This is a genomic window from Rhizobium sp. TRM95796, assembly GCF_025779995.1.
Lineage (GTDB): Bacteria > Pseudomonadota > Alphaproteobacteria > Rhizobiales > Rhizobiaceae > Rhizobium_E.
The window spans coordinates 263,523-283,672 of the sequence record NZ_JAOXHE010000004.1; the positions used below are offsets into that span (position 1 = coordinate 263,523).

General features: G+C 62.9%; 20 protein-coding genes. 9 read left to right on the forward strand and 11 right to left on the reverse strand.

Annotated features, from left to right (window positions below):
- Window positions 1–67 precede the first annotated feature (67 nt).
- Window positions 68–1,123, reverse strand: a complete 1,056-nt coding sequence (locus OCK01_RS09950; RefSeq protein ID WP_263823793.1) for a threonine aldolase family protein — start codon at window positions 1,121–1,123, stop codon at window positions 68–70.
- Between the two features lie 423 nt (window positions 1,124–1,546).
- Between OCK01_RS09950 and gltB the strand changes: the two genes are divergently transcribed.
- The 4 genes from gltB to OCK01_RS09970 are packed head-to-tail and all read left to right on the forward strand — an operon-like array spanning window position 1,547 to window position 8,489.
- Window positions 1,547–6,271 (forward strand): glutamate synthase large subunit, encoded by a 4,725-nt coding sequence (gene gltB / locus OCK01_RS09955; protein ID WP_263823794.1) that lies wholly within the window; start codon window positions 1,547–1,549, stop codon window positions 6,269–6,271.
- Window positions 6,272–6,330: 59 nt separating this feature from the next.
- Window positions 6,331–6,600 (forward strand): antitoxin, encoded by a 270-nt coding sequence (locus tag OCK01_RS09960; protein WP_182828376.1) that lies wholly within the window; start codon window positions 6,331–6,333, stop codon window positions 6,598–6,600.
- Window positions 6,597–6,995 (forward strand): type II toxin-antitoxin system VapC family toxin, encoded by a 399-nt coding sequence (locus OCK01_RS09965; protein ID WP_263823795.1) that lies wholly within the window; start codon window positions 6,597–6,599, stop codon window positions 6,993–6,995. Before OCK01_RS09960 ends, OCK01_RS09965 begins: the two co-directional genes overlap by 4 nt.
- Window positions 6,996–7,034: 39 nt before the next feature.
- Entirely contained in the window at window positions 7,035–8,489 is a 1,455-nt protein-coding gene (locus OCK01_RS09970) for a glutamate synthase subunit beta (RefSeq protein WP_182828378.1), read from the forward strand.
- Between the two features lie 37 nt (window positions 8,490–8,526).
- On the opposite strand, the gene OCK01_RS09975 is transcribed toward OCK01_RS09970, so the two are convergent.
- On the reverse strand, window positions 8,527–9,711 hold the full coding sequence (locus OCK01_RS09975) for a DUF459 domain-containing protein (protein ID WP_263823796.1): 1,185 nt from the start codon (window positions 9,709–9,711) through the stop codon (window positions 8,527–8,529).
- 76 nt (window positions 9,712–9,787) lie between these two features.
- Window positions 9,788–11,026, reverse strand: a complete 1,239-nt coding sequence (locus tag OCK01_RS09980; protein WP_412178992.1) for a lytic murein transglycosylase — start codon at window positions 11,024–11,026, stop codon at window positions 9,788–9,790.
- 171 nt (window positions 11,027–11,197) lie between these two features.
- Between OCK01_RS09980 and galU the strand changes: the two genes are divergently transcribed.
- The 4 genes from galU (at window position 11,198) to OCK01_RS10000 (ending at window position 13,341) form a co-directional block, all read left to right on the forward strand.
- On the forward strand, window positions 11,198–12,085 hold the full coding sequence (gene galU / locus OCK01_RS09985) for a UTP--glucose-1-phosphate uridylyltransferase GalU (RefSeq protein ID WP_263823797.1): 888 nt from the start codon (window positions 11,198–11,200) through the stop codon (window positions 12,083–12,085).
- A gap of 147 nt (window positions 12,086–12,232) precedes the next feature.
- The gene (locus OCK01_RS09990; RefSeq protein ID WP_263823798.1) at window positions 12,233–12,841 is read left to right on the forward strand and encodes an RBBP9/YdeN family alpha/beta hydrolase; all 609 of its coding nucleotides are present in this window, start codon (window positions 12,233–12,235) and stop codon (window positions 12,839–12,841) included.
- Window positions 12,838–12,975 (forward strand): hypothetical protein, encoded by a 138-nt coding sequence (locus OCK01_RS09995; protein WP_182828382.1) that lies wholly within the window; start codon window positions 12,838–12,840, stop codon window positions 12,973–12,975. The genes OCK01_RS09990 and OCK01_RS09995 overlap by 4 nt, the downstream gene beginning before the upstream one ends.
- Before the next feature lie 159 nt (window positions 12,976–13,134).
- Window positions 13,135–13,341, forward strand: a complete 207-nt coding sequence (locus OCK01_RS10000) for a hypothetical protein (RefSeq protein WP_263823799.1) — start codon at window positions 13,135–13,137, stop codon at window positions 13,339–13,341.
- 50 nt (window positions 13,342–13,391) lie between these two features.
- Here the strand turns inward: OCK01_RS10000 and ureG are convergent, their stop codons facing one another.
- The 6 genes from ureG to OCK01_RS10030 all read right to left on the reverse strand — a co-directional run bounded on the left by ureG (window position 13,392) and on the right by OCK01_RS10030 (window position 17,188).
- A complete protein-coding gene (ureG, locus tag OCK01_RS10005; protein WP_263823800.1) occupies window positions 13,392–14,009 on the reverse strand; it encodes an urease accessory protein UreG in 618 nt (205 codons plus the stop codon).
- A 70-nt stretch (window positions 14,010–14,079) separates the two neighbouring features.
- Window positions 14,080–14,751: an urease accessory protein UreF gene (locus OCK01_RS10010; RefSeq protein ID WP_263823801.1), complete on the reverse strand. Its 672-nt coding sequence runs from the start codon at window positions 14,749–14,751 to the stop codon at window positions 14,080–14,082.
- Window positions 14,741–15,202 carry an urease accessory protein UreE gene (locus OCK01_RS10015; RefSeq protein ID WP_182828384.1) on the reverse strand — a complete coding sequence of 154 codons (462 nt, stop codon included), beginning with the start codon at window positions 15,200–15,202 and terminating at the stop codon, window positions 14,741–14,743. Before OCK01_RS10015 ends, OCK01_RS10010 begins: the two co-directional genes overlap by 11 nt.
- A gap of 1 nt (window position 15,203) precedes the next feature.
- Window positions 15,204–15,500: a putative quinol monooxygenase gene (locus OCK01_RS10020; protein WP_263823802.1), complete on the reverse strand. Its 297-nt coding sequence runs from the start codon at window positions 15,498–15,500 to the stop codon at window positions 15,204–15,206.
- A gap of 142 nt (window positions 15,501–15,642) precedes the next feature.
- Entirely contained in the window at window positions 15,643–16,182 is a 540-nt protein-coding gene (locus tag OCK01_RS10025) for a peroxiredoxin (RefSeq protein ID WP_182828386.1), read from the reverse strand.
- Window positions 16,183–16,330: 148 nt separating this feature from the next.
- Window positions 16,331–17,188 carry a transporter substrate-binding domain-containing protein gene (locus OCK01_RS10030; RefSeq protein ID WP_263823803.1) on the reverse strand — a complete coding sequence of 286 codons (858 nt, stop codon included), beginning with the start codon at window positions 17,186–17,188 and terminating at the stop codon, window positions 16,331–16,333.
- A 183-nt stretch (window positions 17,189–17,371) separates the two neighbouring features.
- Between OCK01_RS10030 and OCK01_RS10035 the strand changes: the two genes are divergently transcribed.
- Window positions 17,372–19,171: a glycosyltransferase gene (locus OCK01_RS10035; RefSeq protein WP_263823804.1), complete on the forward strand. Its 1,800-nt coding sequence runs from the start codon at window positions 17,372–17,374 to the stop codon at window positions 19,169–19,171.
- An 18-nt stretch (window positions 19,172–19,189) separates the two neighbouring features.
- On the opposite strand, the gene OCK01_RS10040 is transcribed toward OCK01_RS10035, so the two are convergent.
- Together OCK01_RS10040 and OCK01_RS10045 are read right to left on the reverse strand one after the other, a co-directional pair.
- On the reverse strand, window positions 19,190–19,864 hold the full coding sequence (locus tag OCK01_RS10040; RefSeq protein WP_412178993.1) for a TIGR02117 family protein: 675 nt from the start codon (window positions 19,862–19,864) through the stop codon (window positions 19,190–19,192).
- A complete protein-coding gene (locus OCK01_RS10045) occupies window positions 19,861–20,103 on the reverse strand; it encodes a hypothetical protein (RefSeq protein WP_263823806.1) in 243 nt (80 codons plus the stop codon). Before OCK01_RS10045 ends, OCK01_RS10040 begins: the two co-directional genes overlap by 4 nt.
- Between the last annotated feature and the right edge of the window lie 47 nt (window positions 20,104–20,150).

The window sequence follows — 20,150 nt, forward strand, 5'->3', positions numbered from 1 at the left end:
CGAGGCGCCCCGAGGGCGCAGTGGTCCAGCCCCGTCGCGACTGTCGCGGCGGGGCTTTTCATTGGTCTCAGAGCAGGGCGGCGATGGCCGCCACATCCTCTTCGCGCGTGGCGAAACTGGCGATGAAGCGGCGGATCTTCTCGTCTGGGGCGAGCGCCGCCTCCATGCCACGTGGGGTTTCCCAATCGTAGAAGCGGGCGCCGGCCCGGCGCAACGCCTCGGCCTTCTCGTCGGTCATGATCAGGAAGATCTGGTTGCCCTGAGTCGGCCAAGCGATTCGCGTTTGTGCGGACATTTGGGCGGCGTCGGACAGCCTTTGCGTCATCGCGTTGGCATGGCGGGCAAGGTCTATCCACAGGTCATTCTTCAGCCAGGCCTCGAACTGGGCCGCGACGAAGGCCGATTTCGAGAAGAGATTGGCGCCGCGCTTGCGCAGCCGCGGCATGGCGCGGGCGTCGTCGGGATTGAAGAAGATCACCGCTTCGGCGCACCAGCAGCCATTCTTGGTGCCGCCCAGCGACAGGATGTCGACGCCCGCCTTCCAGGTCATCTCCGCCGGCGTGCAGCCGAGCGCGGCAACCGCATTGGAAAAGCGCGCGCCATCCATATGGGTCTTGAGTCCGGCTTCCCGGGCGATCGCGCTCAAGGCCTTGATTTCATCGAGGCTGTAGACCGTGCCGGCTTCGGTGGTCTGGGTGAGGGAAAGCGCGGTCTTTTCACCCACATGAACGTCGTCGTCCGGAAACAGCGCCATGGCGCGGCGCAGCGAATCCGGGTCGATCTTGCCATGCGCGCCGGGAGCGCTCGGAACCGGAACCAGCTTGCCGCCACCGGTTTGCAGCTCCACGGCCCCGCCTTCATGGTGAATGACATGGGCTTCGCTGTGGCAGAACATCACGCCGGCGGGACGGGCGAGGGACGCGAGCGCCAGAGAATTGGCGGCGGTGCCCGTCGCGACGAAAAACACCGCCACCTCGCGCTCGAAAAGCGCCGAGAGGGCGGCGGCGGCCCGGTCGTCGATCTCACTCGTTCCATAGGGCGCGTGATAGGCGTCGGCTGCTGCGGAGAGGCTGGCGGCGATGGCGGGATGCGCGCCGGCCCAGTTGTCGGAAGCGAAAATCAAGAAATCCACCTTTTGCGTTTGTTCGGATATGTTGTGCGGCAGACATGAATGTGGCGAATTTGATTTTGCAAGAGGCGGATCGCCAAATCGAACCATTTTTTGGGCCTCGCCCCTTGCGGTGAAAACGCCTTTCTGCCATAGGATAAGGGAATTAGGACAGTCATGCTGTCCTATTTTGCTGCATGGATCCTGAAGGCCCGTCACACGGTCTTTAAACAAGCGGTCCAGCCTCCTGATCCGCCGGGGAAAGCGGCCAGGGGCAGAAGCCGGCAGCTGCGTGGACGCGGGGTCGAACTGGCCCGGGAATTGCAGCTCGTACAGGAAAATGCGAAGACATTCATCATTCGCGTCAGCGCGCTGTCTTGCGCGCTCTCAGCGAGATCACGCGGGCGCCGGGACGGGCCCATGGCAGGAGGAAAGAAGATGACGGACCATACGCCATCGCATGCATTCGGACAGCTCACCGGTCTTTCGGCCGATGCTGCGCTGAAAACGCCCTCTCACGCTATGGGTCTGCCGAAGAAACAAGGCCTTTACGATCCGCGCAACGAACACGACGCCTGCGGCGTCGGCTTCACCTGTCATCTCAAGGGCGTCAAGTCGCACCAGATCGTGCGCGACGGCCTGTTCATGCTCGAAAACCTCACCCATCGCGGCGCCGTCGGCGCCGATCCCCTGATGGGCGACGGCGCGGGCATTCTCGTGCAGATCCCCGACCGCTTCTTCCGCGAGGAGATGGCGGCCCAGGGCGTGACGCTGCCGTCGGCCGGCCAGTATGCCGTCGGCTTCCTGTTCATGCCGCAGGACGCCGAACTGCGCGAACACATCAAGAGCGTCATCAACGAGGTCGTCGCCGCCGAAGGCCAGACGCTGATCGGCTATCGCGAAGTGCCCGTGGATAATTCGTCGCTGTCCAAGGCCCCGGCGATCGCCGCCACCGAACCCTTCCATGTGCAGGTGTTCATCGGCGCGGGCGAAGGCGTGGCCGACAACGCCGAGTTCGAACGCCGCCTGTTTACGCTGCGCAAGGTCATCTCCAACCGCATCTATGCCGAGACGCAGGGCGTCGACAACGGCTTCTACATCGTGTCGCTGTCGACCACGACCGTGGTCTACAAGGGCATGTTCCTCGCCTATCAGGTGGGCGCCTACTACAAGGACCTCGCCGATCCGCGCTTCGAATCGGCCGTCGCGCTCGTGCATCAGCGCTTCTCCACCAACACCTTCCCGTCCTGGAAGCTCGCGCATCCCTATCGCATGGTCGCCCATAACGGTGAAATCAACACGCTGCGCGGCAATGTGAACTGGATGGCGGCGCGCCAGGCGTCGGTGTCCTCGCCGCTCTATGGCGACGACATCTCCAAGCTCTGGCCGATTTCCTATGAGGGGCAGTCGGACACCGCCTGCTTCGACAACGCGCTCGAATTCCTCGTGCGCGGCGGCTATTCGCTGGCGCATGCCGTGATGATGCTGATCCCCGAAGCCTGGGCCGGCAACCAGTTGATGAGCCCCGAGCGCAAGGCGTTCTACGAATATCACGCGGCGCTCATGGAGCCGTGGGACGGCCCCGCCGCCGTGGCCTTCACCGACGGCCGTCAGATCGGCGCGACGCTCGACCGCAACGGCCTGCGCCCGGCCCGCTATGTCGTCACCTCCGACGACCGCGTCATCATGGCCTCGGAAGCCGGCGTGCTGCCCGTCGATGAAGAGCTGATCGTCAAGAAGTGGCGTCTGCAGCCCGGAAAGATGCTGCTGATCGACATGGAAAAGGGCCAGATCATTTCCGACGAGGACATGAAGGCCAGCATCGCCGGCGCGCATCCCTACAAGGATTGGCTCGACCGCAGCCAGCTGATCCTCGAAGATCTCGATCCGGTGGAGCCGCGCGCGCTGCGCCGCGACGTGTCGCTGCTCGATCGCCAGCAGGCCTTCGGCTATACGATCGAGGACACCAAGATCCTGATGTCGCCGATGGCGACCACCGGTCAGGAAGCCGTGGGCTCGATGGGCACGGATACGCCGATCTCGGCCATGTCCGACAAGGCCAAGCTGCTCTACACCTATTTCAAGCAGAACTTCGCCCAGGTCACCAACCCGCCGATCGACCCGATCCGCGAGGAACTGGTGATGAGCCTGGTGTCGTTCATCGGCCCGCGCCCGAACATTCTCGATCACGCCGGCGCCTCGCGCGCCAAGCGTCTGGAAGTGCGCCAGCCGATCCTGACAAACGGCGATCTCGAAAAGATCCGCTCGATCGGCCATACCGAAGACCGCTTCGACACCAAGACGCTCGACTTCACCTATGACGTCGAACGCGGCGCAGAAGCCATGCCGGAAATGCTGGAGCGGCTGTGCGACCGCGCCGAAACGGCGGTGAAGAGCGGCTACAACATCATCGTGCTGTCCGACCGTCAGGTCGGCCCCGACCGCGTGGCGATCCCGGCGCTTCTGGCGACGGCGGCGGTGCACAACCATCTCATCCGCAAGGGCCTGCGCACCTCGGTGGGCATCGTGGTGGAATCGGGCGAGCCGCGCGAAGTGCATCACTTCTGCTGCCTGGCGGGCTATGGCGCGGAAGCCATCAACCCTTATCTCGCCTTCGACACGCTGATCGACATGCACAAGCGCGGCGAATTCCCCAAGGAAGTCTCCGAGGACGAAGTCGTCTATCGCTATATCAAGGCCGTGGGTAAGGGCATCCTCAAGGTCATGTCCAAGATGGGCATCTCGACCTACCAGTCCTATTGCGGCGCGCAGATCTTCGACGCCGTCGGCCTGGCCTCGGATTTCGTCGAGAAGTTCTTCTTCGGCACCGCGACCCAGATCGAGGGCGTCGGCCTCAAGGAAGTGGCGCGCGAAACCTTCAATCGTCACCAGTCGGCCTTCGGTCGCGATCCTGTCCTTGCCGCCTCGCTCGATATCGGCGGCGAATACGCCTATCGCATGCGCGGCGAAAGCCATGCCTGGACGCCCGACGTGGTGGCCGAACTTCAGCACGCCGTGCGCGGAAACGCCGAAGACCGCTATCAGGAATTCGCCCGCCTGGTGAACGAATCCTCGGTGCGGATGAACGCCATCCGTGGGCTGTTCTCGATCAAGTCGGCGACCGAACTCGGCCGTCAACCGATCGATATCTCCGAGGTCGAGCCCGCGGCCGACATCGTCAAGCGCTTCGCCACCGGCGCCATGTCCTTCGGCTCGATCAGCCGCGAGGCGCATACGACGCTGGCGATCGCCATGAACAGGATCGGCGGCAAGTCCAACACCGGCGAAGGCGGCGAGGAAGCCGAGCGCTATCTGCCCAAGGCGGACGGCACGCTGCCGCTGGAGCGTTCGGCGATCAAGCAGATCGCTTCGGGCCGCTTCGGGGTGACGACGGAATATCTCGTCAACGCCGACATGCTGCAGATCAAGGTCGCGCAGGGCGCCAAGCCCGGCGAAGGCGGCCAGCTGCCCGGCCACAAGGTCGACGCGACCATCGCCAAGACCCGTCACTCGACGCCGGGGGTCGGCCTGATCTCGCCGCCGCCGCATCACGACATCTATTCGATCGAGGATCTGGCGCAGCTGATCTACGATCTCAAGAACGTCAACCCGACCTCCGACATCTCGGTCAAGCTGGTGTCGGAAGTGGGCGTGGGCACGGTCGCGGCCGGCGTCGCCAAGGCGCGCGCCGATCATATCACCGTGTCTGGTTATGACGGCGGCACGGGCGCGTCTCCGCTCACCTCGCTCAAGCATGCCGGCAGCCCCTGGGAAATCGGTCTGGCCGAGACCCAGCAGACGCTGGTGCTGAACGGCTTGCGCTCTCGCGTGGCGCTGCAGGTCGACGGCGGCCTCAAGACTGGCCGCGACGTGATCATCGGGGCGCTGCTCGGCGCCGACGAATTCGGCTTCTCCACTGCGCCGCTGATCGCCGCCGGCTGCATCATGATGCGCAAATGCCATCTCAACACCTGTCCGGTTGGCGTCGCCACCCAGGATCCGGTGCTGCGCAAGCGCTTCAAGGGCGCGCCCGAGCATGTGATCAACTATTTCTTCTTCATCGCCAACGATGTCCGCCAGATCCTGGCCTCGATGGGCTTCCGCAGCATGAACGAGATCATCGGCCACAGCGAATATCTCGCCAAGGATGCGGCCATCAGCCATTGGAAGGCGGAGGGTCTGGACTTCTCCAAGATCTTCCACAAGGTCGAGGCCGCCGAAGAGGAAACGCGCTGGACATCGCGCCAGAAGCATCCGATCGACGACATCCTCGATCGCAAGCTGATCGAAGCCGCCAAGCCCGCGCTCGAAAGCCGCCAGCCGGTGGTGATCGACGCGGAGATCAAGAATGTCGACCGATCCGCCGGCGCCATGCTGTCGGGAGAGGTCGCCAAGCGCTTCGGTCACAAAGGCCTCAAGGACGATACGATCACGGTCAGGCTGAAGGGCACGGCCGGGCAGAGTTTTGCGGCCTTTTTGGCGCGCGGCGTGACCTTCGAGCTCGAAGGCGACGGCAACGATTATGTCGGCAAGGGCCTCTCGGGCGGCCGCATCATCGTCAGGCCGCCGCAGAACTCGAAGATCGTGGCTGAAGACTCCATCATCGTCGGCAACACCGTGATGTATGGCGCCATCGCCGGCGAGAGCTATTTTCGCGGCGTGGCCGGCGAACGCTTCGCCGTGCGCAATTCGGGCGCGATCGCCGTCGTCGAAGGCGTGGGCGACCATGGCTGCGAATATATGACCGGCGGCGTGGTCGTGGTCATCGGCGAGACGGGCCGCAACTTCGCGGCCGGCATGTCCGGCGGCGTTGCCTATGTGCTCGACGAGAGCGGCGATTTCGCCCGCCGCTGCAACATGGCCATGGTCGAATTGCAGCCGGTGCCGGAAGAGGACGAACTGCTCGAAAAGCTGCATCACCATGGCGGCGACATCGCGCATAAGGGTATGGTCGACGTCTCCGGCGACATGACGCGGCATGACGAGGAGCGGCTGTTCCAGCTGATCTCCAACCATGCCCATTATACCGGCTCGACCCGCGCCAAGGCGATCCTCGACAACTGGGCCGACTACCGTCCGAAATTCCGCAAGGTGATGCCGGTCGAATATCGCCGCGCGCTGGAGGACATGGAGCGGATGCAGACGCAGGAGGCCGCCGAGTAAGTTGGCGGCCGGCCATAGCTGTGATATGACATTGGCATATGACGGCTATGGAGGCTCTTATGGACGACCAAGGGCACGTAAAGAAGGAAATCAGCGTATTCCGCAACGGTCGGAGCCAGGCGGTGCGAATTCCGAAGGAGTACGAGTTCGATACCGACAAAGTGACGATCTGGAAGGATGGAGATGGCGTGGTCCATCTCAGTCCGGTCGAACGGAAGAAGACGCTGATCGAAGTCCTGGATTGGTTGCGGCATATTGGGCCGATCGAGGATTTTCCGGGCGATCCGGGTGATGAGGGTCTTGCTGAATTGGACGACGTGGATCTGTGATGCGCTATCTTCTGGATACGAATGTGATCTCAGACGCCATTCGAAATCCAAAGGGTATAGCGTCGGAGGCTTTGGAGCGGCATGCGCAAGAGGAGATCGGGACGAGTATCGTCGTTAAGGGAGAGCTCTTGTTCGGCCTTCGCGGGAATCCCGGTTTTCGCAAAAAGGCGGCTCTGGAGGCTCTGCTGGGGGCTATAGTCGTGTGGCCTCTCGATGAGGCCACCGCTTCGCATTACGCTGAAATACGCCATGCGCTTCGCCAGGGGCAAAACATCGGGCCGAACGATCTCTGGATCGCGGCGCATGCGCTGGCGCTGGATGCGGTGCTGGTGACGGACAATGAGAGAGAATTTTCCCGGGTGCCGGGATTGAAGCTAGAGAATTGGGTCAGGTAACGAGCCGGAGAACGGCGAGAAGAGGGCAGGCAAGGGAAGATGGGCAAGGTTACGGGTTTTCTCGAGATCGACAGACAGGTCGGCAAGTATCAGCCGGCTTCGGACCGCATTCGCCATTTCCGCGAATTCACCATTCCGATGTCGGATCCGGAAGTGGAGAAACAGGCCGCCCGCTGCATGGATTGCGGCATTCCCTTCTGCCATGGCCCGACCGGCTGTCCGGTGCATAACCAGATCCCAGACTGGAACGATCTGGTGTTCAACAACAAGTGGGAAGAGGCGATCCGCAACCTCCATTCCACCAACAACTTCCCGGAATTCACCGGCCGCGTCTGCCCCGCTCCCTGCGAGGAGGCCTGCACGCTGAATCTCGAAGACGCGCCCGTGGCGATCAAGACCGTGGAACAGGCGATCGCCGACAAGGCCTATGAAATGGGCTATATCGTGCCGCAGCCGGCCACCACCAAGACCAACAAGACCGTCGCCGTCATCGGTTCAGGCCCTGCCGGCATGGCGGCGGCGCAGCAGCTTGCTCGCGCCGGCCATGACGTGACCGTCTACGAGCGGGAAACCAAGCCCGGCGGCCTGCTGCGCTATGGCATTCCCGACTTCAAGATGGAAAAGAACTTCATCGATCGCCGCGTCGAGCAGATGAAGGGCGAGGGCGTGACCTTCCAGTGCGGCGTCAATGTCGGCGTCGACGTCAAGGTGGAAGAACTGCTCGCGAAGTATGACGCGGTTCTCTATTGCGGCGGCTCGGAAACCCCGCGCGACGCCGGCATTCCCGGCGTCGACCTGCATGGCGTGCATGACGCGATGCCCTATCTGGTGCAGCAGAACCGTCGCGTCGGCCGCGAGAATATCGACAGCGTCGGCTGGCCGTCCGCGCCGATCCTGGCCGGCGGCAAGCATGTCGTGGTCGTCGGCGGCGGCGACACGGCGTCGGACTGCGTCGGCACTGCGTTCCGTCAGGGCGCGGTGAAGGTGTCCCAGCTCGACATCCGCCCGATGCCGCCCGAGAAGGAAGACAAGCTCGCGGTCTGGCCCTATTGGGCGACCAAGATGCGCACCTCCTCTTCGCAGGCCGAAGGCGCGATCCGCGAATTCCAGGTCGCGACGCTGGAATTCGTCGGCGAAGATGGCATTCTGACCGGCGTCAAATGCTGCCAGGTCGACGAGCGCCGCAAGCCGATCGCCGGCACGGAGTTCATCATCAAGGCCGATCTCGCCTTCATCGCCATCGGTTTCCGCGGACCCTATATGAATGGCGTGATCGCCGATCTCGGCGAGAAGCTGACGCTCAACACCGATCGGCGCGGCTCGACCAACGTGGTGGCCGACGACAAGAGCTACAAGACTTCGGTCGACAAGTTCTGGACGGCGGGCGATGTGCGCCGTGGCCAGTCGCTGGTGGTCTGGGCGATCCGCGAGGGCCGTCAGGCGGCCCGCGCCATCGACGAGGCTCTGATGGGCGCCACGACGCTGCCGCGCTGACAAAGCGTAACACTTCGGAAGATTTGAAGCCCGCGGCTCAGCCCGCGGGCTTTGCGTTCGCAGGCCAGCGATAATCGTCGACGCGACCTGCCGGGGCGGGGGCCGTCTCGCCTCTTTCGATCAGAAGATCGCGCGGCGTCTTGCCGGCCGTTTGAGGCAGAAGCGTCTGATCGAGCAGTTCCGTCGAACCATCCAGATCCGGATCCGAAAGGCTGATCGGAGGCAAAGCGGTAATCTCGTGAAGTTCCGTCTTCGGTGCGGCGTCGAGCGGCAGGCCGGTGGCGTCCAGGCGGACGAGCGTGGACATGGCGTCGCCGCCGAGCAGGCGGATGATGTCCTTTTCGAGGTAGAACGCCATCTTGCGCTTGCCCGCCTTGGTGAGGCTCACTCCGTCGGAGCCGCGCAGTCGGACCGGCTGGCCGTTGATGTCGGAACCGGTGGCGATGAATTTGCCGCTCTCGTCGGCAAAACCGTCCCAGATGTCGATGAAGGTTCCACCGACCGCTTCCATTCTTGTGCGGTAGACATTGTTGAGCGTGGCGGCGTCGGCGCTCAGGGAGGATGACTGAAAGGAGGGCAGGCCGGTCCAGATGAACGGGATGCCGGCGCGGGTCGCTGTGGCTGCGAGGTCGTCGACCCGGCGCTGATATTCGCGGTCCCACCCCTCGGAACGAAATCTCTCGGTGACGCCGCCGGTGCGGATTTCCTGGCGATCGTTCGAGCCGAGCATGATGACGATCAACGAAGGCTTGTGCTTGTCGATCTTCTCGAGAAGCGTTTTCGGCCAGTCGAGATGATCCGTGCGGACCAGGCCCGATGCGCCGTCGGTCTCCTTGACCACACTGATCGTCGGATCCTGGGCGAAAGCAGCGGCGAGGCCGTCGGCGAGTCCGGACGCCATGAAATCGCCGATCACCACGATCTTCCGGGCGTCGTCCTTCTTCGCGAGCACCGCCGCGGGTGCGGTTTTCACCGATTGGACGTTGCGTTTCTTGGAGGCGTTGCGGCGGGGACGGACACGTTGGGGTCGTTCGACATCACGCTGGCGCGCCTGCGGCCGACCGAGAATGACGTCGAGGATGGACCGCCGTTGGCGAAACTCCTGCGCCTGAGCGGCCGACATCGCGAAATCGGACAGGGGGATCATCAGGAGCGCGAGAACCAGCACGATCAGGCGCTTGACGCTGGACGCTCCGGATTGAGTGTGGCTTTGTGCGGCCATCGGCGTCTCCCTTGCCGGCGGAAATGCGAAAGCCGGGCTGGGCCCGGCTTCCCTCCTCAGATGTATGCGAGGCCCGTCAGCGGCGCAAGGCGTTGAGAAGCGCTTCGGACGGTTTGCCATCCGGCTGCATGCCGAGCTGCGACTGGATCGCGGAGATGGCGGCCTTGGAGCCCGACCCGAAATTCCCGTCGATGGCGCCGTCGTAATAGCCGAGCGCCTTCATGCGCTCCTGCAGTTCGAACTTCTGCTTGACGTCGAGCGTGCCGGCCGGGCGTGGCCAGTTCTGCTGCAGACCGCCATAGCCGGCGATCTCGTCGGCCAGCATGCCGACGGCGAGCGCGTAGGAATCGGCGGCGTTGTACTTCTTGATGACGAAGAAGTTCTTGGTCATCAGAAATGCGGGGCCATTGGCTCCAGCCGGCATTTTCAGCGTGGCGCGGTCCTTGCCGAACTTGAAGCCTTTGCCGTTCGGACGCAGGAAACCGAGTTTCTGCCACTCGCCGAGCGTCTTGGTGCGGCCGATATAATTGTCGGCGCCGGCCGGCGCCACGACTTCGTAACCCCAGGTCTTGCCCTGCTGCCATCCATTCTTGGCGAGCAGATTTGCCGACGTCGCGAGCGCGTCGGGGATCGAATTCCAGATGTCGCGGCGGCCATTGCCGTCGGCGTCGTAGCCATAGAGCAGATAGCTGGTCGGAATGAACTGGGTGTGGCCCATGGCGCCCGCCCAGGAGCCGGTCAGGCCCTCGGGCGCGACGTCGCCGCGCTGCAGGATCTTCAGAGCCGCGATCAACTGCGTGCGCGCGAATTTCGCGCGCTTCTTGTCGATATAGGCGAGGCTCGCCAGCGCGCGCGGAACATTATGCAATCTGTCGGGTTTTTCGAGAACCGCGCCGTAATTGCTCTCCATGGACCAGATCGCCAGCAGGATATGACGATCCACCCCGAAATGTTTCTCGACCGCCGCCAAAGTGCGACCGTGCTTTCTCAGCATGTCGCGCCCGATGCCGGCCGTGTAGGGATTGACCCGGCTGTCGAGATACTCCCAGATTCGGTGCTTGAATTCGGGCTGATAATTGGCTTTTTCGATGACGGTGGGATCGGGTTCGCTCACGCCGCGGAAGGCGCGCACGTAGGTGTCCCGGCTGATGCCGGCTTCGGCCGCGACTGGATAGAAGTTGTTGATCCAGTTGACGAAGCCTTTGTCTGCGTGAGCTGGACCAGCAAACAGCGCTCCCATCACGGCGAGCGCCGGGGCGAAACTGCGGATACGGGCGAGGATCTCTCTATGCTTCATGGCAATCATCCGGTTCATTCATGTTCCTGGACACCGGCGCTGCCGGTTAATGCGACAAAATACAGAGCTGTGGTCAACAAATTCTTTACCATCAGCCGCGCCTCTCGTCACTTCTTTAAAAAAAAGTAGCAACCTCGGAAAAATGCGTTCAAATATCGCACACAATCCAGAACCTAGAGATGGAGATCAGTGGTGGGTCACGCCAGAGTAAAGAAGGCTGTTTTTCCGGTCGCCGGCCTCGGCACGCGTTTTCTTCCGGCCACCAAGGCGGTGCCCAAGGAAATGATGACTGTGGTCGACAAGCCGGTGATCCAATATGTCGTGGACGAGGCGATCGAGGCCGGGGTCGAACACTTCGTCTTCGTCACGGGCCGCGGCAAGGGCGTGATCGAAGACTATTTCGACATCCAGTACGAACTGGAAGCGACGTTGAAGGCGCGCAACAAGAAGGCCGAGCTTTCGCTGCTCGAATCCATCCTTCCCAAGGCCGGAACGGCCAGCTTCACGCGCCAGCAGGAGCCCCTGGGTCTGGGCCATGCCGTTTGGTGCGCGCGCGACATCGTCGGACAGGAGCCTTTTGCGCTTCTTTTGCCCGACATGATCATGAAATCGGAGAAAGGCTGCCTCAAGGGCATGATGGAGCTCTATGAGGTCGCCGGCGGCAATGTGATCGCTGTGGAGGAATGCGCGCCGGAACTCGCCCATCGCTACGGCATCGTGGCCACGGGCGAGGCGGTCGGCGAAGGTTTCCGCATCACCGATATGGTGGAAAAGCCCGCGCCGGGGACGCAGCCTTCCAACTTCTTCATCAACGGCCGCTACATCCTGCAGCCCGAGATCTTCGAGATTCTCGAAACCCAGGAGCGCGGCGCCGGAAACGAAATCCAGTTGACCGACGGCATGCTCAAGCTCGTGAAGCAGCAGTCGTTCACCGGCTATCACTATAGGGGCGCCACCTACGACACCGGCGCCAAGGACGGGTTCATCATGGCCAACATCGCTTTCGCCTTGTCGCGAGACGACATCCGGCCGCTCGTCGAGGCCGATCTCAAGGCTTTGGTGGCGGCGCTGAAGTAAGGTCTTTGCGCTTTCTGCGGCGCGCTTCGGCGCGCTGCGGTTTTCGATTTTTATTTCCTATAGAAATTATAGAATATCTTTTCTTCGGTTCGGCTTTGCGCTATGGCAATCTTCTGTCGTCGCATGGAGCGGCGAGGCGAAGAAGCGATGTCGACCCGATTGATCATTCCCGGCATGAACGGTTCCGGTCCCGGCCATTGGCAGCAGCACTGGCTCGAGGACGATGCGGATGCGGTGCTGGTCGAGCAGCGCAATTGGGCTCGGCCCGATCTCGGCGAATGGCTGGTCAGGCTGGAGCGGGCGATTTACGAACACCCCGGCGCGACGCTGGTGGCGCATAGTTTCGGCGCTCTGGTTGCGGCCAATCTCGCGGGTCGGCCCGCCGCGTCCAAGGTCGGCGCAGCGCTTCTGGTCGCGCCCTGCGATCCGGATCGGGTGCGCAGCCTCCACCCCGGCGCCGTCGGCGCAGCCGCGCTGCCATGCGCCGGAGCCGCTTTTCCGACTCTCGTCGTGGGCAGCCGCAACGATCCCTATATGCGGTTCGCGGATGCAAAGGCGCTGTCCGAGCGGCTGAACGGCGGCTTTGTCGATCTCGGCCATGCGGGGCATGTCAATATCGACAGCGGTCATGGTCGCTGGCCGGCCGGCTACAGGCTGGCGCATCGTTTGGAAAACAGCGATGGCCGCAGGATCGCCCAAACCTTCGCCGCCGCCCCTTCACACATTTCATCGGCCTATCTCAGGAGTCCTTCATGACGATCGCCAGCAAGTCCGCCCAGAGGCCGATGCGCGCCTTTTCCGCCGCGTCGGCCGTTGAAAAAACGGTGATGGCCGCATCGACGCTCGCGGCGTTCGTGTTTGTCGCCATCGTGCTGTTCGGTTTCATCTGACGAAATCGTGAGGCCCGGGCGGGCGAAAAAGAGGCAGATGCCGCTTGAAGCGTCGGAACTTTGCCCCAATTCTAGCATTGAAACAAAGAAGCGCCTTAAATATTAACTGCGGTCGTGTAGGAGGGAAAGACGATCGCGTTGTTGGCCAAGGAGGCCATCATGTCCACGTTGAACGCCAGTTGGAATTTCTTCTCCGGCATCGCCGTGCAACTCGGCGCCGAACCGGCCTCACGCTCTGCAGTGAAGAGCCACCGTTATCCCATGGCCGAACGCATGCGCAAGAAAAAGCGAAGCATTCGCAAACTCGACAAAGCCGAGCGCCAGGAATTGATTGAGAGCATTCGTCACGACGACTGGTTCGAGTGAGCGCATGCTGAGCCGGGCGGTCGCCCGGCCCATGATCGGGAAGCGGCGCCTCAGGCCGCCAGTCCGCCGTACCGTTTGACATATCCGATGATGTCGTCGACCCCGTCTCCACGTTTGAGGTCCGAAAAAACGAAGGGTTTGCCGGCGCGCATGCGCGTCGCATCTTTTTCCATGACGTCGAGATCGGCGCCGACATAGGGCGCGAGATCCTTCTTGTTGATCAACAGCAGATCCGACTTCGTGATGCCGGGTCCGCCCTTGCGGGGGATCTCCTCCCCCTGGCAAACCGAAATTACATAAATGGTGAGGTCGGCCAGATCCGGGGAAAAGGTGGCGGCGAGATTGTCGCCGCCGGATTCGATGAACACGATGTCCAAGTCGGGAAAGCGGCGATTGAGATCGGCGATGGCCGCGAGATTGATCGACGCGTCCTCACGGATGGCGGTGTGCGGGCAGCCGCCGGTCTCGACGCCCACGATGCGCTCCGACGGCAAAGCCTGCATCCGCACCAGCGCGTCGGCGTCTTCCCGCGTATAAATGTCGTTGGTGACCACGGCGACGGAAAACTCCTCGCGCATGGCCTTGCAGAGCTTTTCGGTCAACGCGGTCTTGCCGGACCCCACGGGTCCGCCGATGCCGATTCGCAAGGGACCGTTTCTCGACGTCATCTTCAAAATCCTTCTTCAGTCTTCAGCCGCGCCCTGCTCGCGGTTTCTTCACGGCGGGCGTGGACGGCTATCAGGAACGGAACAGTCTCGTGTGTTGGGTCTCGTGGCGAAGCGAAGCAATGTCCGCGCCAATCGCAGCCGAGCCCAGGTCGTCCAGGGTCGAGCAAGCGGTTTGCCGGGCGGCGATCAGGATCGTTTCCTCCAGTTCGGCGAGAAGCGCGACGCCCTGGCGCTGCCCGATGACGCCGAAGCGGATGGCTGCGGAAACGCCCTGCGAGAGAAGCGCATGGTAGAAGGCGGCAAGGCAGCTTTCGAGCGGAATCGCCTGCGCCGAAGCGACGACGCCCACGGCGACGCTATAGGGGGGGCGGCTTCCGAGGCTGTCGAGCGCGGGATGCGGCCATGCGGCGGCGGCGGCGGCGAAAGCCTCGCCGATGGTGAGGACCTCGAGATGTCGCTCCGCCGAGCCCGCCAAGGCTTCCGCCAGCGCCGCGACGGCGGCGAGCCTTTCGGGATCGTCGACGCTCCGCCAGCCTTCTGCGAGCAGCACCCCGTCATTGCGCCAGGCGCCCCGCGTGAGAAGCGTTTCGAACCATTGCCGAAGCGCCGCGGGATCGTTCGCTGCGCCATCGTGAACCGCGCTTTCCAAGCCGCCCGAATAGGCGAAGCCGCCGACGGGAAAAGCCGGCGACAGCCATGCCATCAGCCGGATGAGCGCGCGCGACGAGGTCTCAGTGGCCATGATGCCCATGTCCGCCATGACCGTGATAGGCGCCATGAACGGGGCTGAACGGCTCGACGACTTCGGTCACCGCGGCGTCGAGCCCTTCGAGCATCGCCTTGATGACATGATCGCGCTCGATCAGGATACGGTCGGATTCGATTTGCGCGGCGAGGTGACGGTTGCCGAGATGCCAGGCGATCTGCATTTGGTGGAGCGCGTCGCGCGCCTTGACCTCGAGAAGTTTCTCGTCCGCAGCGACGACTTCGACGAAACCGTCTCCGCCATCGATCATCAGCAGGTCGCCATGGTCCAGCACCACGGGCTCCTTGAGATCGAGCATGATCACGTCGCCATTGGTGAGATGCAGGAGCTTACGGCGCAGATGCCGTTCGTCATGGGTCAGAACGACCAGGCCGACGGGATCTCCGGCTTCTGCTTCCTTGGAGACGCGGGTGGAGCGGTAGGGCATGTCAGCTCACCTCCACATCGGCCGCGTCGATAATCTCCAGCCGCTGCTTCAACACCGCGCCCGAGATGGCGGCTCCGAAGGCGGCGATATGGGGCGTCTTGAAATGCGCCTCGAGATGATCGCGGCTCTCCCAGGTCTCGACGAAGACCAGCCGGCTCGGCTTGCGGACATCGGCGTGGAGCTCATAGGAGACGCAACCGGCTTCGGCCTGGGTGGCCGCGATCAACGGTTCGGCGGCCGCGATCACGCGGGCGGTTTCGGACGGTTCGGTCTCGAGTACAGCGATGACGTAGATCATTCATTCTCTCCTGCGTGACCGCATCTGAAGCGATTTTCCATCGCGGCGCAATGTCTTTCGCCTGCTTTGCCCCATAAAAACACCCCGGAAATCGCAAGGATTTCCGGGGTGATACTCGCAGGACGACGACCTTGACGGTCGATCAGGCGGCCTGCCTCAGACCGCGCAGGTTTTCGAGGATGTTCTGCGGCGAAGAGACGCCGTAGGGATCGGTTTCGCAATTGTCGGAAAAGCCTTCCTCCTCGAACCATTGCTCGACCACGCCGTCATTGATCACGGCGCCGTAGCGCCAGGAGCGCATGCCGAAGCCGAGATTGTCCTTGGCGACCAGCATGCCCATCTTGCGTGTAAAATCGCCCGAACCGTCCGGAATGAGCTTGATGTTGGCCACGCCCTGGCTCTTGCCCCAGGCGTTCATGACGAAAGCGTCGTTGACCGAGATGCAGTAGATCTCGTCGACGCCTTCGGCCTGGAAATCGGGATAGAGCTTTTCGAAATCCGGCAGCTGATAGGTGGAGCAGGTCGGGGTGAACGCGCCCGGCAGCGAGAACAGAACCACGCGCTTACCCTTGAAATAGTCGGCGCTGGTCTTGTCTTCCCAGCGGAACGGATTAGGTCCGCCGATGGAGTCGTCGCGCACGCGGGTGCGGAAGGTGACGTTTGGAACTTTCTTGCCGATCATATGCAGTCTCCGTCAGGTCCGGCGCGGCGCAGCCGCCGCCGCTCAATTCTTGTGTTTTTCACACTAAGGAATTTTATGCCGCAATGCAGCATAAAATACAGCGCGGCGGGACGTCGCATGCCTGCTTTGCGTCTGATACATGGCTGGCTTATAAGCCCTTCGGAAAATACCTGAGGTAGAGATCGGCCAGGCGACCATTGCGGGCGATGGCGATCAAGGCGTGATCGAGAGCCTGGGCCACCACCGGATTGGCGGGAGCGGTCATCGCCGCCATGCCTTCGCCGAGGAAATGCGAGGAGTAATACGGGCCGCCGAGAAAATCGCAGCAATTGTCTGCGTCCTTGGAGTCCAGCCAGAAGGACAGTTGCAGCGCATCGCCGAACACGGCCTTGACCTCTCCCTTGCGCAGAGCCGCCAGCATGGTCGGGCGATCTGCAAAGCCGACGAGCGACAGGGTCGGGAAGAAGGCCTTGGCCATGGCCTCATGCGCAGAGCCCTTCAATACGCCGACCGGACGATCGCCGAGATCGGCGGGCGCGCGCTGCGGGCCTGCATCGGCGCGACGGGCGGCGAAACGCGCCGGCAGGCGCAGATAGACACGGCTGAATTCATGGCTGTCGCGCAAGTCCGGCGTAATGCGGGCGCCGGCGACGGCGACCTCTCCTTCACCCTTGTCGAGGCGGGTGACGAGTTCCGCATAGGGCGCCGCTTCGATCTGACACCGCTCCATCATGTCCAGCGCAGCGCAGATTTCGCGGGCGAGATCGACGTGGAAACCCGACAACTTGCCCGACTGGTCGATAAAGTTGAAGGGCGGAAAATCCACGGTTGTCAGAAACCGCAGGCGGGGAATGGCGCGGAGATCGGGTTTGGCGACTTTTTCGCGCGGGTCGAACGGATAGAGCATGCCCTGACCGGCCGGAGGCGCGGCCGGCGCGGAGTTCGGCGCGCCGACAGCGAGAGCGGCCAGCAGCAAAAAACAACGTGACACAACCCCAGGCTTCATTATGATGGATCCGTTTTATATCGAATTTTCTCTTTCATCGGATGTATCAGAGTCATGCTGGACGGGGAACGGTTTCATTTCGAGCATTGGCGCCGGCGAAGACACGACAAGCCGAAGCCGCATCCGCCGGAAGCGGGAAACCCGCCGGATTTCGCAAAAGCTCATCTCGCGAAAGAAAGAGCGGTGCTTGCAAAGCTCGGCCTTTCCAAGCCATGGCTCGACGAACTCGAAAGGCGAGCGACGTTGAGCGGGGCGACACTGGAGCAGGAACTTCTGTCGGACGGGCGGGTGCGGGAAGACGCCTATTACGGCGCTCTGGCGCGCGGGCTCGGCCTGCCGTTCATGGACAATGTCCCGCCTGCCTTGCTGGCCGATTGTGCGGCGATCGACACGCAACTGACCCGGCCGCGCATCATCCGTTGCCGCAGACCCGATGGATCGCCGCTCACCGTGATCGTGCCGGAACTGTTGCGCCTCTTCGAAGAAAGAGCGCAGTTCGAGCGCGCGCCGAGATTGAGGGAGCAGTTTGCGGTCACCACGCCCAGCGCCCTACGGGCGGCGGTGCGCGAGACCGGGCGTCTGCGGCGGGCGGAGCAGGCTGCCTTCGGTCTGGCGCGGGCTCATCCGGACATCAGCGCCCATGAAGTGCTGTCGAAAGGCCAGAAGGTCGCGGCTGCCATTCTTCTGGCGCTTGTCTTCGTCATGCTGGCCGTCCATCCCGTGAGCACGGCCTACGGTCTGCATCTCCTGTTCTCGATGCTGTTCTGCATCATGCTCCTGCTGCGGCTGGCGGCGCTGAAGGCCGGCGCGCCGCTCAATCGCCGACAGAACTTCCCGGCCGATCCCGGACCGACGCCCGTCTATACCGTTCTCGCCGCCCTTTATGACGAAGCCGCCGTCGTCGGGCAGTTGATCGAGCGGTTGAACGGGCTGAACTGGCCGCGATCACGGCTCGACATCAAACTGCTCTGCGAGGAGCGGGACGACGCGACGATAACGGCGTTGAGAGCGATCGATCTCGGTCCCGAATATGAGGTGGTCGTCGTCCCCGACATCGGCCCGCGCACCAAGCCGAAAGCGCTGAATTACGGCCTGATCGAAGCCCGAGGCGAATTCCTGGTGATCTATGACGCCGAAGACCGGCCCCATGCCGACCAGTTGATCGAAGCCTGGCATCATTTTCGCGCCGCGCCTCGGACCGCCTGCTTCCAGTCGCCTCTGGTGATCGGCAATGGCGGGGAGGGGGCGCTGCCCGCATTGTTCGCGCTCGAATATTCGGCGCTGTTTCGTCGACTGCTGCCGTTTCTCGCCGAGCGTGGCCTGCCGCTGCCGCTCGGAGGAACGTCAAATCATTTTCGCACCGACGTCTTGAGGGCGGTGGGCGGCTGGGACCCCTACAACGTCACCGAAGACGCCGATCTCGGCATGCGGCTCCATCGCGCCGGCCATGCAACGGAAATGCTGACGCGGCCCACCGTCGAGGATGCGCCGACCCGGCAGCGCGTCTGGATCAACCAGCGCAGCCGCTGGCACAAGGGCTGGATGCAGACCTGGCTCGCCCATATGCGCGACCCCGCCCGTCTCTACCGCGATCTCGGCTTTCGAGGCTTTCTCGCCTTTCATCTGGTGGTGACGGGACAGCTTCTTTCGGCGCTCGCCCATCCGCTGACGTTGCTGTTGGTCGCCTCCTCCATCGCCCATGTCGCGACGTCGGAGCCCTATTCGCATTGGGAGCAGGCGTTGTTTGCGATCGACCTCGCCAATCTGTTCGGCTCCTACATGGTCTTCACGCTGATGGGCTGGGGCGCGATGCCCAAGGAGGAGCGCAGGCGGCTGGGGACTGCGCGCTTCTTCGTGCCGGTCTATTGGCTGATGATGTCCTGGGCCGCGTGGAAGGCGATGCGGGAATTGCGCGACCGACCGTTTTTCTGGGCGAAGACGCCGCATGAGGCGAAAGCGGATGTACGGCGCGGCAAGACGTGACGGCGGATATTTTGGTGATCAGGGCTCCCGGTTGTGCAGGTCGAGCGAGAGGGTCAGCAATTGCGGCAAGGGCGTCCACCAGCCGGTCGAGACCCCGGCCGCGCGCAACGCCGCCGCCGTCCAGGTGTTGCAGCCGACCAGCGCATTGAACCAGCCGTCGGCTTCGAAAAAGGCGTCGCTCTGCCCGTAGCCTGCGCCGGGGATGGCGATGGGCTGGCCGTCTATTCGCGTGAAGCTCTGCTCGATATGATCGAGAAGACGCGCATAGCCCTCGGCGTCGAGCGCAATGGCGCGAACATCCGGAGCCGCCGACAGCGAGCTCCGCGCCACGCCGACATGCATCACGGCGCGATCCACGGTCAGCGCCCTGATGACCGGCATAGGCTTGAGGTCCGACCAGTCCGGCGTCTCTAGATAGAAGGATCGACCGCCCCAGCCGAGGATCAGCCAGGCGGCGTCGGGATGGAAGATCGGCGCGCCGGCGGTCTCGACAAAGCCGAACCGGGCGCGGATGGCCCCGTCGAGCGGGATGGCGATGTCGGTGTGGATCGGGTTTGAGAGGACGAGGATCGTTGTGTGCGGCTGGTCGAACTCTGGCGACGTGAAAAGTGGTCTGGGTATCAGCGTGCCGAGCACAACAAATGCGAGGATGCTCAGCAACGCCCGGAAAAACAATCTCACCGTCGTCTTCAATCGACCAGTTCAAGGCGATGCTTGATGCGTTCGACGTCCTCGGCAAGACGGTCGACCCGAAGCCCCATCAACGCGACGTTTTCGGCGTCGCCCGACTGTTCGCGCCTCATGCCGGCCAAGCTGATCTCAAGGCGCCCAAGCCGGTGACCATGATCCCAAAGCGTTTCCTTTATGTCGCGTATGTCCGTGCGGATGGCCCGCAGATGCTCCAGAACCAAATTGTTGATCTCTTCCGCCATGTCTGGCTCCCTTGGATCGCGCCCCAAAGGATAGGCGCGATCTCGGA